This window comes from Nostoc sp. (assembly GCF_036919555.1).
Taxonomy (GTDB): domain Bacteria; phylum Cyanobacteriota; class Cyanobacteriia; order Cyanobacteriales; family Nostocaceae; genus Nostoc.
This window is the reverse complement of sequence record NZ_JBALCS010000006.1, coordinates 119,518-132,485: the sequence shown is the minus strand read 5'-3', so window position 1 is coordinate 132,485 and position 12,968 is coordinate 119,518. Positions and strand designations below refer to the sequence as shown.

17 protein-coding genes are annotated in these 12,968 nt (G+C 41.1%); 6 read left to right on the top strand and 11 right to left on the bottom strand.

Annotated features, from left to right (window positions below):
- Window positions 1-345: 345 nt before the first annotated feature.
- Together V7K36_RS01710 and V7K36_RS01705 are read right to left on the bottom strand one after the other, a co-directional pair.
- Window positions 346-2,193: an aspartate kinase gene (locus tag V7K36_RS01710; RefSeq protein ID WP_335112662.1), complete on the bottom strand. Its 1,848-nt coding sequence runs from the start codon at window positions 2,191-2,193 to the stop codon at window positions 346-348.
- 121 nt (window positions 2,194-2,314) lie between these two features.
- On the bottom strand, window positions 2,315-2,884 hold the full coding sequence (locus V7K36_RS01705) for a Uma2 family endonuclease (protein WP_335112660.1): 570 nt from the start codon (window positions 2,882-2,884) through the stop codon (window positions 2,315-2,317).
- Window positions 2,885-2,981: 97 nt separating this feature from the next.
- Between V7K36_RS01705 and V7K36_RS01700 the strand changes: the two genes are divergently transcribed.
- Complete coding sequence (locus V7K36_RS01700) at window positions 2,982-3,173, top strand: DUF433 domain-containing protein (RefSeq protein ID WP_335112658.1); 192 nt, start codon at window positions 2,982-2,984, stop codon at window positions 3,171-3,173.
- Complete coding sequence (locus V7K36_RS01695; RefSeq protein WP_335112656.1) at window positions 3,170-3,544, top strand: DUF5615 family PIN-like protein; 375 nt, start codon at window positions 3,170-3,172, stop codon at window positions 3,542-3,544. Before V7K36_RS01700 ends, V7K36_RS01695 begins: the two co-directional genes overlap by 4 nt.
- A 435-nt stretch (window positions 3,545-3,979) precedes the next feature.
- Here V7K36_RS01695 and V7K36_RS01690 read toward each other — a convergent pair whose 3' ends face one another.
- Together V7K36_RS01690 and V7K36_RS01685 are read right to left on the bottom strand one after the other, a co-directional pair.
- Entirely contained in the window at window positions 3,980-4,207 is a 228-nt protein-coding gene (locus tag V7K36_RS01690) for a hypothetical protein (protein ID WP_335112654.1), read from the bottom strand.
- 1 nt (window position 4,208) lies between these two features.
- Window positions 4,209-4,637, bottom strand: coding sequence for a PIN domain-containing protein (locus V7K36_RS01685; protein WP_335112652.1), 429 nt, complete (start codon window positions 4,635-4,637; stop codon window positions 4,209-4,211).
- 197 nt (window positions 4,638-4,834) lie between these two features.
- Here V7K36_RS01685 and V7K36_RS01680 point away from each other — a divergent pair, with 197 nt between their 5' ends.
- A complete protein-coding gene (locus V7K36_RS01680; RefSeq protein ID WP_335112650.1) occupies window positions 4,835-5,056 on the top strand; it encodes a type II toxin-antitoxin system HicB family antitoxin in 222 nt (73 codons plus the stop codon).
- 33 nt (window positions 5,057-5,089) lie between these two features.
- Here the strand turns inward: V7K36_RS01680 and V7K36_RS01675 are convergent, their stop codons facing one another.
- From V7K36_RS01675 to V7K36_RS01665, 3 genes are read right to left on the bottom strand one after another with little or no spacing between them, the layout of a single operon-like run.
- Window positions 5,090-5,242: a type II toxin-antitoxin system HicA family toxin gene (locus V7K36_RS01675; protein ID WP_335112648.1), complete on the bottom strand. Its 153-nt coding sequence runs from the start codon at window positions 5,240-5,242 to the stop codon at window positions 5,090-5,092.
- 59 nt (window positions 5,243-5,301) lie between these two features.
- Window positions 5,302-5,463 carry a type II toxin-antitoxin system HicB family antitoxin gene (locus V7K36_RS01670; protein ID WP_163519201.1) on the bottom strand — a complete coding sequence of 54 codons (162 nt, stop codon included), beginning with the start codon at window positions 5,461-5,463 and terminating at the stop codon, window positions 5,302-5,304.
- Between the two features lie 20 nt (window positions 5,464-5,483).
- The gene (locus tag V7K36_RS01665) at window positions 5,484-5,618 is read right to left on the bottom strand and encodes a hypothetical protein (protein WP_335112640.1); all 135 of its coding nucleotides are present in this window, start codon (window positions 5,616-5,618) and stop codon (window positions 5,484-5,486) included.
- Between the two features lie 44 nt (window positions 5,619-5,662).
- Between V7K36_RS01665 and V7K36_RS01660 the strand changes: the two genes are divergently transcribed.
- On the top strand, window positions 5,663-5,908 hold the full coding sequence (locus tag V7K36_RS01660) for an AbrB/MazE/SpoVT family DNA-binding domain-containing protein (protein WP_335112638.1): 246 nt from the start codon (window positions 5,663-5,665) through the stop codon (window positions 5,906-5,908).
- A complete protein-coding gene (locus tag V7K36_RS01655) occupies window positions 5,895-6,284 on the top strand; it encodes a PIN domain-containing protein (RefSeq protein ID WP_335112636.1) in 390 nt (129 codons plus the stop codon). The genes V7K36_RS01660 and V7K36_RS01655 overlap by 14 nt, the downstream gene beginning before the upstream one ends.
- 484 nt (window positions 6,285-6,768) lie before the next feature.
- Here V7K36_RS01655 and V7K36_RS01650 read toward each other — a convergent pair whose 3' ends face one another.
- The 4 genes from V7K36_RS01650 to V7K36_RS01635 form a co-directional block, all read right to left on the bottom strand.
- Window positions 6,769-9,465: a tetratricopeptide repeat protein gene (locus tag V7K36_RS01650; RefSeq protein ID WP_335112634.1), complete on the bottom strand. Its 2,697-nt coding sequence runs from the start codon at window positions 9,463-9,465 to the stop codon at window positions 6,769-6,771.
- 68 nt (window positions 9,466-9,533) lie between these two features.
- Window positions 9,534-9,914, bottom strand: a complete 381-nt coding sequence (locus tag V7K36_RS01645; protein WP_335112632.1) for a hypothetical protein — start codon at window positions 9,912-9,914, stop codon at window positions 9,534-9,536.
- 147 nt (window positions 9,915-10,061) lie between these two features.
- A complete protein-coding gene (locus V7K36_RS01640; RefSeq protein ID WP_335112631.1) occupies window positions 10,062-10,451 on the bottom strand; it encodes an agenet domain-containing protein in 390 nt (129 codons plus the stop codon).
- 280 nt (window positions 10,452-10,731) lie between these two features.
- On the bottom strand, window positions 10,732-11,685 hold the full coding sequence (locus V7K36_RS01635; protein WP_335112629.1) for a lysylphosphatidylglycerol synthase domain-containing protein: 954 nt from the start codon (window positions 11,683-11,685) through the stop codon (window positions 10,732-10,734).
- A gap of 171 nt (window positions 11,686-11,856) precedes the next feature.
- Between V7K36_RS01635 and V7K36_RS01630 the strand changes: the two genes are divergently transcribed.
- On the top strand, window positions 11,857-12,834 hold the full coding sequence (locus V7K36_RS01630; protein ID WP_335112627.1) for an alpha/beta hydrolase: 978 nt from the start codon (window positions 11,857-11,859) through the stop codon (window positions 12,832-12,834).
- Window positions 12,835-12,968: the final 134 nt, after the last annotated feature.

Genomic DNA, 12,968 nt, shown 5'->3' with positions numbered 1-12,968 from the left:
ATAGTCTTATAAATTGTTCGATTATAGCTTAGGTGTTCTTATTGGCAATATTAAAATATAAATATTTATTTATTAATCGGACTTAGACAAAAAGCAGCCCAAAAAAGTCTGAAATCTATATACAGAGAGACTATGACATCGTTTTGCTTAAGCTACGGTGTACACACAAATCGAAAAAAGCTCGATTTCCGATTATTCTCTCGTTCCCATGCAGAGTATGGGAACGAGGAAAGGCTTATTCCAGAAGCGATTAAGGAAAGCGTGGACTAATTTTTGCAAGTTGATGCCATTAGCAATGCAAGGAGAAAATAGTCCCCGTATCCACAACAAAGAGGGAGTCAGATTTTACGCTGGCACGACAAATTTCTCGCTACCAGCTAGTTCAAAGGCTGCATGAATGGCTTGCAAAGCTTTAACACCTTGCTCTTGTGCCACAACACAACTAATTTTTATTTCTGAGGTGGCAATCATTTGAATATTAATTTGTTGTTGAGCTAAAGCTTCAAACATTTTAGCGGCAACACCTGGTTGTCCCAGCATACCTGCACCGACAATACTCACCTTAGCGATCGCACTATCTAAAACAACTTCACCCCATCCTAAATCTGCTGCTACTTGGGTAAGCATTTTTTTGGCATTTTCCCCGTCTATCCGCGAGACTGTAAAAGCAATATCTCGCCTGGGAACACCATCAATCACCCGACAGCGCTGAGATTGGATAATCATATCAACGCTGATATTATGTTGCGCTAATAATCCAAACAACTTCGCCGCCATCCCTGGACGATCTGGCAATTGGCGAATGGCAAGACGCGCTTGATTTAAATCGAGGGCGACACCGCGAAGGGGAGGAGTGGGGGAGAAGTGAGGAGTTAGGAGTGAGGAGTTAGGAGTGAGGAGTTCTCCCCTGCTTCTTACTTCCTGATCCTTTGCTTCGATCTCAAAGGCGCTGCGGAGTGCGGCGACAGCGCGATCGCATTCGGCTGCATCTACTACACAACTTACTTTCACTTCACTGGTGGAAATCATCTGGATGTTCACACCAGCTTCGGCTAAGGTGGCAAACATTTTTGCCGCTACACCAGGACGGCCAATCATTCCCGCGCCGGCAATGCTGACTTTGGCAATGTTATGTTCTATCATTACCTCCGCTTCGTCAAATTTGGGGTTAGATTGACTCCTCAGTGCTGGCGCGATCGCTGCTGTTACTGCTTCTGCCCGTTTTAATATTGGTGTGGTTACAGTAAAGGCAATGTCATTACTATTACCTTCATGAATTGACTGAATAATCAAATCTACGTCTACTTTTTGCCGAGAAATTTCACCAAATAACCTTGCTGCTACGCCTGGTTTGTCGGGTACGCGCAACAAAGCTACCTTTGCTTGATTAGTGTCAAATTCTACAGCATCCACTGGACGGGCAATTTCTAGATTGATCAGCGATCGCCCTTGGGGTTTGGCTGATGTTACCCAAGTACCGGGATCATCCGTCCAGCTAGACCTGACTACAAGGGGAACACCATAGTTCCGAGCAATTTCCACAGCACGGGGATGCAATACTTTTGCTCCCAAGCTAGCTAGTTCCAACATTTCATTGCAGGTGATGGCATCGATCAACTGGGCTTCGGCAACTAAGTGGGGGTCTGTAGTTAAAATCCCTGGAACATCTGTATAAATTTCACAAAAATTTGCTCCTAATGCGGCTGCGATCGCCACCGCCGAAGTGTCGGAACCACCACGCCCCAAAGTGGTAATTTCCATCTCTTTGACGCTGGAAGTGCCTTGAAAGCCAGCTACTACAACTACTTTCCCTTCATTTATGTGACGAGTTAGGCGAGTAGTTTCAATATGCAAAATCCGAGCGCGGCTGTGTTCGGCTTCAGTAACAATTCCTACCTGAGCGCCAGTCATCGAAATTGCTGGTTGTCCGAGTTCCTGCAATGCCATACTGAGTAAGGCGATCGTTACTTGTTCGCCAGTGGAAAGCAGCATATCCATTTCCCGGCGGTTAGGATTTGGAGAAATTTCATTAGCTAGTTTGACGAGTCCATCGGTGGTTTTGCCCATTGCGGAAACCACTACGACAAGAGAGTTTCCAGCTTTAACCGTTTTATAAACGCGCTGTGCAACAGCTTGAATCCGTTCGACTGAACCGACAGATGTACCACCGTATTTCTGAACTATGAGCGCCATAACTTTTAGTCAATCAATTGTGTCTGTTTTGCTCAATGCCCCGCCAGGTTAGGAAGCCTTGAAGCCATTACATAGATATTTAGTTTACTAAACATTGTGCAGAATACCGCATCATAATTAATTATTCAAAAACTACATCTTCGTAAAGTGCTGCCATTGTTTCCTCAAAATCCACGCTGTTGAGTCGAAACGATTTATCTTCTGCTGTGTAAGATTGTAAAACCCAGAGCCTCTGCTCATTGCGTCGAAAACACTCGACTCGCTGACGTTTTGTATTAATTAAAACATACTCTTGCAAATTTTCTAGTGTTTGAAAATCTGCGAATTTGTCGCCCCGGTCAAAGGCTTCAGTAGAATTAGATAAAACTTCGACAATTAAACAGGGAAATCTTTTATAAGCTGGCGTTTCTTGATCTCGTTGATCGCAAGTAACCATAACATCGGGATAATAAAAGCGATTCAGAGATTCAATTCGGGCTTTCATATCAACGATGTAAATACGGCAACCAGAGCCGCGCACATGATTACGGAGGAGAGCGAACAGATTTCCAGCAATGGTAACGTGTGGATCAAGCGCTCCAGCCATTGCGTAGATGTAGCCGTCTATATATTCATGCTTAATATTGCTCTGTTCCTCCATTTGGAGGTACTCTTGGGCGGTGAGGTAGTTTTGTTGGGGTGAGGCTATCATAGTTGAAACTTCAATGTTTGAGTAATACTGATTTCTAGGGTAGCGTTTACTGTTGATTGAAGTTGATTTTTGAGAGAGATTTTGGAGAGATAATTTTATGTTAGGTCTAGATAGAATTACATTTGACCTTAGCATTATGGGTGGACAAGCTTGCATTCGCGGGATGCGAATTCCGGTTTCTTTAGTGGTAAATTTGGTAGCTAATGGAAAACCTGTGGAAGAAATTTTAGAAGGATATCCTGATTTAGAACCAGAGGATATTCGTCAATCTCTACTTTATGCAGCGTGATTGACTCAAGAACGGGTTTATCCATTCAAAATTGCTTAACCAGTAAAATGAAGTTTTTGGCAGATATAGGAATTTCCCTACGCACTGGATCTTGCTTGCGTGGTGATGGTTATGATGTCGTGCATTTGCAGGATGAAGATTTGCAAAGACTACCAGATAATCAGATTTTAATTAAAGCCCGTACAGAAGGGAGAATTTTATTAATTAAGAGGTTGTTTGAAAAGTGTTTCGCTGTGACTTTAGGCACTTCTAGATCCCCCCTAGCCTTTTTAAGGGGGGAACCGGAATCAAAGTCCCCCAATTTATCGGGGGATTTAGAGGGATCTAGAACGTTTTGCTACCGACAAGAGGGCTTTTCAAACATCCTCTAAGGTTCGTTGAGGTTATTCTAGGCGGGAAATCACGCTAGAAGAATGGAATAGCCTTTAAGGTTCATCAACAGAGTGGTTAAAAATTAGGTAATAAATTTGCTTTTCATTAGACCTCTTGCAAAAGTCTCTAACACCCCACCCCCAACCCCTCCCGAAGAGCCTACGGTGTATACACAAGTCCTAAAATCCTTGCCTGGTAAGATACAAGCCTTAATGGGCAAGGTTTTGATTTGATCAAGTTGATTATCAATAGTGTCAGATTATTGATAGAGGCATAACGGAAAATCAAGGATTTTAAAAATAATTTTCCGTTCTTTTCTGTCCATTTGATTGCCAACTAGACTTGTGTATACACGGTAGCCCCGCTCTTCGGGAGGGGAGACAAAGCGTAGCTTTGGCGGGGTGGGGTTCTTATTTTTGATTTATGCAAGAGGTCTATTCTAGCGATTGTTTACTATCATCATCTTGATATTCTTTGATTTTGGTATATAAACTGGCAACTGTTTCTTGAGCAAACAGTTTTTCTTTAAGTTGCAAATAGTCGCCTTCACTTAGTTTACAAGCTGCCCAAAATTTCATTACCTTCGATGGTTCTAAGTGAGTGAGTAAAACCTGCATCACTTCTTGTAAATTTTCTTGGTCGTTAATAACTTTAATTTCCATTTTATATCTCCAATATAAAATTAGTTGGGTTGATTACCAAGAGTGATAAATTTTGACAGCGGTTGATTAATCTCCGATCGCAAGTGATAAAATAATTACTTTGGTAAGCCTCAGCACACGCTACATGAAGTGCATCGATAGGTTTAATTCCTTGTTGTTCTAGTTGTTCTGCTCTCTCTCTAATATTTTTATCTACTAATACTCTCAAGGCAGCTATTTGTAAGTATCGCTCCATCGATTGCTGATTGACAAGAAAAGGATTACGGCTATTTTCATATTCTAGAACTGAAGAACTAACTAATTCTATTAATCTTGCTTCCACCATTTGTAAAATTAAGATGATAGCTTGTATTTCTAGAAATATTTTTGGCTGTATTTGGTCGTCAAACGGACGATTATAAATACTGGTATCTAGATAAACCCTGGTCATATATAGCCATTTTTAATCCGGTGAGGTACAGGTATGCAAACAGACCTAACCCCCTAACCCCCTTCCCGAAGCGGGAAGGGGGAAAAATTCAAAGCCTCTCTCCTTTTAGGAGAGAGGAATGGAAGTGAGGTCAAAATTGTACCTCACGCTTGTCGAGAACCGCTATAGCTTTTTTATAACTTTCTCTTTATGACAAGTTGGAAGATGTTACATTTGCAGGTAGAATTCCTGTTTGCAAAGGAGTGATAGCCTTTGCATCGACTTTGCGCGAGTGTGAGGATGAATTACGCTCAACACTGGAAGACTGGATTTTGCTTGGGTTAAAGCTGGGACATTCTCTACCAGTAATTGATAATATTGACCTCAACAAGGAGCCGACTCTTAAGCAGGTCTTTAAGGTTCATCAACAGAGCAGTTAAAAATTAGGTAATAAACCCGCTTGTTTGCAAATTTCACTCTTCAGTAATACGACCTATGGTACGATGCCGTTTTACAGGAAGAGTTTTTATATCATTAGTATAAATAGAATGATTTCCTCCTTCTCTTAATAAATAAAAGCCATTTATTTCTAAATATTTAATTAGCTCTTTTAGTTTGACTGACACACTCAAACCTCTATAGGAATCTGTTCCAGCAGAAAATCACCTGTGGGAATTTATTTATTTTATTGACGATAGGCAAGAATCATTTCTTTTGTTGCGTCTTGCAACATAGCCCTGCATTCTTCTATGGTTTCTCCTTCTGTGATAACTTCTTGCCATTCAATGAGTTGTCCCATATATCCGCTATTAGTTTTTGTATATTTTGCAGTGTATGTAATTAACATTGCCGTGTTTGTGAAGATAATTATATGATTAATCGTAGCTGATTTTTTGTTGGGCGACACCGAACAGCCCGTCGTAGACATCGCTCCCCATTATTCACAACCACATAAGTGCGTAGGCGTAGCCCGTCGTAGACATCGCTTTCTGGATTAGTCAATAGACGTTATCCTTAAGCAAGGAACTGATGTAAGGAAGGCACGTATGGCTAGTGCGACCATCACCAACAAAGGACAAGTAACTATTCCTCAAGAAATTAGGGATTATCTTAACCTTGATCCAGGTAGTAAGGTTGATTTTGTCATTGATGAAAATGGAACAGTTAAACTGATTCCCCTGAATATCCCCATCCAAAGCTTATCGGGAATTTTACACCGTCCGGGGATGAAAAGTGCAACTTTAGAAGAAATGGAAGCAGCAATCCAAGAAGGTTCAAGTGATTGGACTTGATACAAATATTTTAGTGCGTTACCTGACAAAAGATGATGAAAAGCAGTGGAAACAAGCTGCTGAAATTATCGAAGGGGGAGAGCAATGTTTTGTTGCTAATATAGTTCTCTGTGAATTAGTCTGGGTTTTGCGCGGGAACCCTTATCAATTTAGTAGGGAAGAAATTAGTAACACCATAGATTTGATGCTGCAATGTTCTGTATTTGAGTTAGAAAATCGCTCTGTAGTTTATCAAGCATTACAGCGATTTCAGCAGGGAAGTGCAGATTTTTCTGATTATTTAATTGGTGTAATTACTCAAAATTCTGGTTGTAGTTCAACAGCAACTTTTGACAAAAAGTTGAGAAGCGAAAAGGGATTTGATTTATTTGAGTAATATTCATCTCTAAACTAGGCGATCGCTTGTCGATTTACACTATAAAATAGGGCGATGTCTCCGACGGGCTACGCCTACGCAAGCTTTCGGCTCAATGATATACCAAAATGAATACGTGAATTACTCAAATGAGAAAGCAAAAGCTGCTTTTGAGTAAGTCAAAGCAGCTTTTGCTTGCGGAAAACACTAAAATGAGAAAGTAAAAGCTCCTTTTGAGTAAGTCAAAGCTTCTTTTGCTTGCGGAAAACACTAAAATGAGAAAGTAAAAGCTCCTTTTGAGTAAGTCAAAGCTTCTTTTGCTTGCGGAAAACACTAAAATGAGAAAGTAAAAGCTTATTTTGAGAAAGTAAAAGCTCCTTTTGAGTAAGTAAAATGGCATTTTTACTTAGTTCAATATGAATTTTAGTCTAGGCGATCGCACTTTTCAGTTTTATCACGGTATGCTTTGCACAAAACTTGTAAATTCTTAGCCCTATGTAGTCTATTATTGATTTGGGGGGAGGCGATCGCGCAAATCTGCTAAATTCTCACGAACAGTAATAGTATTATGATGATTCAACCCCAACCGTTGCTCAAAAATATCTAAGGCTTGTTGGTAGAGGGGTTTGGCTTCGCTGTATCTGCCTTGGGAACGATAGAGTTCTGCCAGGTTGTTGAGGCTATTGGCAACATCAGGATGTGATTCTCCCAAAAGGTGTCGCCTTAGTTCCAAAGCTTGGAGACACAGGGGTTCGGCTTCGCTGTATCTGCCTTGGAATTTGTAGAGTGACGCCAGATTATTGAGGCTAAATGCAACATCAGGATGTGATTCTCCCAGAAGGTGTCGCCTTAGTTCCAAAGCTTGAAGGAACAAAGGTTCGGCATCGCTGTATCTGCCTTGGGATTTGTAGACTGACGCCAGATTGTTGAGGCTAAATGCAACATTAGGATGTGACTCTCCCAGCAGGCGTCGCATTAGTTCCAAAGTTTGAAGGAACAGGGGTTCGGCTTCGCTGTATCTGCCTTGGGAGTAATAGAGTGACGCCAGATTGTTGAGGCTTTCTACAACATCTGGATGTTCTTCTCCCAATAGGCGTCGCCTTAGTTCTAAAGCTTGCTCTAACACGGGTTTGGCGTCGCTGTATCTTTCTTGGGAACGGTAAAGTTCTGCCAGGTTGTTAAGGTTTAGTGCAATATAAGGATGTTCCTCTCCTAGCAGGTGTCGTGTTATTTCCAAAGCTTGAAGGAACAGGGGTTCGGCTTCGCTGTATCTTCCTTGCAAACTGTAGAGTTGTGCCAGGTTGTTGAGGCTAAGTGCAACATCTGGATGTTCTTCTCCCAGCAGGCGTTGCAATAGTTCCAAAGCTTGCAGACACAGGGGTTCTGCTTCGCTGTATCTGCCTTGGGAACGGTAGAGTTCTGCTAGATTGCTGAGGCTAAATGCAACATGAGGATGTTCTTCTCCCAGTAAGCGTTGCAATAGTTCCAAAGCTTGAAGGAACAGGGGTTCGGCTTCGCTGTATCTTCCTTGTAAACGGTAGAGTTCTGCCAAATTGCTGAGGCTAAATGCAAGATTAGGACGTGACTCTCCCAGTAGGCGTTGCCATAGTTCCAAAGCTTGAAGGAACAGGGGTTCGGCTTCGCTGTATTTTCCTTGGGAGTAGTAGAGTATCGCTAGGTTGTTGAGGCTTTCTGCAATATCAGGATGTGACTCTCCCAGCAGGCATTGCCTTAGTTCTAAAGCTTGCAGGTACAAGGGTTCGGCTTCGCTGTATCTTCCTTGCAAACGGTAGAGTTCTGCGAGATTGTTGAGGCTTTGTGCAACATTAAGATGTTCTTCTCCCAGACGTTTTTTGGTGACTTCTAGACACTGCTCATACCAAGGTGCTGCTTTGTCATACAATCCCTGACCTTCGTAAAATCGAGCGTTACCGATGAATCCCCCAATTAAATCTTCATCGCTAATGTATTGGATGAGATTGTTTGCTACTTCTGCTAGATGAAGTATGTCAGGGGTGACATCAGTGATTTGCTGAAGCGTTGGGGTTTCAGGAATTTCTTTGGCAACTGCTACCATTACCTTGCAAAGACTTCGCTTTAATTCCTCTGCCTGTTCTAAACCTGTAAGCTTATATTGGAAAAACTCCCTTAGCATCTGATGTAGTTGGTAAATTCCCTCACCTTTGCGCTGAAGTAAATGCAAATTCAACAACTTATCATCTCTAATTTCCTCTATTTTTTCCTCGTCCTCCTTTGGTAAACACTGTTCCACCAACTTCCAAGATATAGGTGCGGCGGCAAATAAACTCAATAAACAGCCCAACTGCTTGTCATCGTCGTTTAATTCTTGCCAACTCAACTCAAAGGCTGCTAACACACCCAGTTGTGCTGTCATATCGCCTTCTGCTTTATCAAAGGCGGGTTGTTCTAGTCGCTTTTTCTCCAACCGTCGCAACATTTCTGTTAAAGAAAGGTCTTTTTTTCGCGCCAGAGACCGTCCGACTAATTCCAAACCCAAAGGCAAATATCCCAACCACTCACACAACTGATTTGCAACAGCTAATTCTTGCTCAATTCGCTGTGGTGTTTCTTTAAAAAATGACTTTAATAACTCTAGTGCTGCTTCTGGTTGCAATACATCTAGAGATAATTGCTTAATAGATGCTCCTAAGTGTTGGCGGGTGGTAATCAACACTTTAAATCGGGAAGATGACGAGGGTAAGTAAGACTTAACCTGCTGATATTCCCCAACATCGTCTAACACTAGCAGCACATCACCCTCATGCCAATGCCGAAAGCAGTATTGCACTTGTGTGAGGACATCCAAACCTTCTGGTGGGTTTAAGTCAAGCTGCGTTCTGGCAAACTGCACAATTTGAATACCCACATCTCCAGCCTTTGCCAGCAACCAGCAAATTCCACCCTTGTAGATTTCGCAGTGAGCCTTTGCGTATTGTAAGGCCAGTTCTGTTTTACCCAGTCCACCCATGCCAGCGATCGCAGCGATCGCGACTTGTTTATTATCCTGCAAAAGTTGGTGCAGGTTTTGTAATTCTTCCTCACGCCCGACAAATTCCACCACCCCACTTAAAGGTAGATTTTCAGGAATACCTATCAATATAGGTGTTTCGCCAGATGAACCAACAATGAGTGTTCCAATGTTGGTTTTACCGTAGTTAACAACCCCAATTTTTTCTGCCATTTTCTAGAATCTTGTATAGGTTACTTAATGACTAATCAAAATTGAATTGACAGGGGATTACAACCTAGTTAAAGACTCAACTTTTCAATATTCACCGTACCACCCTGTACAACAATGCCAATTTTTTCTGCTAGCTTGCTGAAATTCTGGATGAGAGAGGCTTGAGATTTAACAGTATCCGCCAAAGCCTCAACAGCTTGAGCAATTTCAGGGTCTTTCTTTGCCGCTTGTTCTACTTGCTCAACCAGAGAAGCTTGACCATAATCTAGCGGTTGTGTTTGGGCCAGTTCTATAGCACTCGCCGTCTTAGGTTCTTTGCGCTTCAGTAGTAATAATAATTTACCGCCTTGCTCTGAAGCCTTTGTGCCTAGAATTTCACCAGTTTTTTCAAAGGCTTTGGTGATGACCAAGGTTGCGATCGCAGCTGCTGTTAGTGATACTGGCTCCATAAGTTTGCCAAAATACACAAGATTTTACTTATGATTCTCAGTCTAACGTCTCTAAATAGGTAATGAAGAATAAATTATAAAACAATTTAAGGGACGACTCCTACAGGTGAAATCGTCCCTTTAAACTTATAAAAGTTGAAATATTCCCTACCTGCTTACCCTGGAAGGTTCAACCCACTCATCCCAAGAGCGATCGTAGCCATCATAAGTAATTTTATAAAGATTGTTACTAACTTCTAAAATCTGTCCTTGATACCATTTCCCCTTCCACAGAATTTTTACTGAATCTCCAACTTGAAATGATGCCCGAAAGCGTGCAGTGCTAACCCATTCATTCCAGGAACTATCATAACCATCGTAGGTAATATAGCACTTATCATCATTAACCTTAAGTACTGTTGCCGGATACCATGCTTGCTTCCAAAGAACCTTAGCCTTTTGTCCCACAGAACAGGGTGAGGCAGCAAAAGCACTGGGAATCAACGTTCCTACCCAAGTTGCCGTAAAGATGGCACCAAACAATACTTTGTTTTGCATCGTTTTTTCTCTCCTCAAACAGTAAAACTGAATTTTGATGATGATTTATGGAAATCTAATTCAAAATTTGCAACTAACTGTTACTATTTTTATAGAATTAATTTAGCGATCGCCTCCGCAAAAATTATGATTTTCCGCCGCCACTTGTGAAGATATCACCGAAGGATTCCGCATTTAAATTAACAGCAGTTACCGATTTTACTTAATTGAAAGTCTCAGATCCCCGACTTCTCGAAGAAGTCGGGGATCTTGTTGTTCGTGTTAATACTGAAACTAGACTTTACAATTTATTGATATTTTTTAAATTAGCGGATCTCAATCTAATTTCATAAAATCCTAGCAAACCCGCTGCTACTAGCAAAGGTAAGAAATAGTAGACTCCCCGATAAGCCAGCAATGAACTCAAAATTGCTGCGCCAGAAACTTTTGAGGAGAGAATCAGCAAAATTATAGTTTCAAATACTCCCAAACCACCGGGGACATTACTAACAACACCTGCAAACATCGCTAGTAAGTAGATTCCCAAAAAATCCAGATAGGACAAAGAGATATTAGTAGGAAGCACAGCATAAAGAACTGCCGCTGCCAAAATCCAGTCAAAGCTTGAAATTGCGATTTGAGCCAGGGATATTTTAAAAGAAGGAAATCGAAATTCTTGTCCACGAATTATTAACGGTTGTTTAATAAAAATACTTCCTAGCAAATAAATAGCTACCAATACCAGAAAAATCACGCCGATGGGACGCGCAGTGGCAAAAGGTAAATGTAGTTGAGTGGGAATTTTGAGGGGGTTGACAAGGAACAAGTAACCTGCAACAGCAAACATCCCCAACCAAAAAGTAAAATTGGCGAAAGCAATTACTTGAGCGATCGCTACTGCTGACACTCCCCAACTAGAGTAAAATCGATAACGGATAGCACTGCCAGTCAGCAAGGCAAAACCTATGGTATTACTAAACGCAGAGCTAATAAAGCTGGTTAGAGCAATCTTGTTCCAACTTAGGGAACGATTAATGTAGCTAAAACCTAAGATATCGTACCCAATCATCACTAGATAGCCCAAGGCTGTCAGCCAAATTGCCCAGCTTAAGCGACTTTTGGGAATAGCAGCTAGAGAGTTGAGGATATCACGATAATTATACTCATGCAATTCGTTAGCGATCGCCCACAGAGAAAGCACCAACAGCGATAAGCCGAACAGCGTGCTAAATTTGAGTCGAAACTTTTTAAGCATTTTAAAAGTCTTGAGTACTAAGTGAAGAAACGTTATTCTAAGTCTTGACTTTTAACTTCCTAGCAGTCGCCAAATTTCCATCGGTTTGACACAGCATTGACATATCATTTGCATAAGCTTTTGAAGATAAACACCAGCTACCAAAGTTGTTTTTATAGTGATAACTGATTAATGAACTACAAAAAATCTCAAATTATCTTGCTAGTTTCAGTATTAACTCTAGTTGGCTGTAATTACCGTCAAAGTGTAGCAGCAAAATTATCTCAACAGCAGGATTTACAAACAACGCCTTCTCTTTTTTCAAGCCAGCCCAATAGTAGCGATTTAGCTACTCCTCTAACTTACAAGATTGAAACCTACGATAGTCAGGTAATGGGTGCAAGTCGTACCTACGGCGTTTCTTTACCACCGGGCTATAAACAAAACCTAAAACAAAGTTATCCTGTAATCTTTCTCCTGCACGGTGGACATGGTTATCCTACTGATTGGTTTATTCAGAACAAGGGACAAGCTCTCAAAACTGTGGAACAACTTTATACTACAGGTAAGTTGCCACCCAGCATCATCATCACACCAGATGGCAACGACAAACGTGGCTCTAGTCCCTACCGAGATCCCGCATATATTGATGGCCCTTACGGTAAAGTCTCTACAGCCGTGGGGGATGAGTTAGTAAAAGTTGTGCAAAGCCGTTATCGTACACTAACTAATCCAGATTTTTGGGCGATAGGTGGTTTATCTTCAGGTGGTTGGGGAGCAATCAATGTGGGATTACACAATCTGGATCATTTCTCGATTTTATTTAGTCATAGTGGTTATTTTCATGATAAAAGTGGCCCGATAAATAGTCCAATATCTTATATCGAAACCATTCCTTTACAAGCTAAAAAAAGATTGCGTATTTACCTAGATTCAGGTAAATCAGATATTGAAGAAATCGGCGAAGCCGAACGATTTACTAAAGTACTAAACGAACTCAAAATTTATAATTCGTTTCGTCAGTTTCCAGGGAGTCACACTTGGCAATACTGGCGTGAACATTTAGCGGATTCTTTGAGATTTGTGGGAAAACAATTTAGAGCTTCTGAGATAGCTCGTAGAGATGAGAATTTAGGTTTTAATCGGGCTAAAAATACTCGAAGTTATTAGAACTTTCAGTGAAAATAATGCGATTTTGCCAAAACGTTGACATCCAAAAGTGAACGTGGAAAAATTTGGTGCAATTTTTCAGCAGATTAACTATAGTAAGTTCTAATTGAGGTGATTTTTTTTAACAGCCAAAA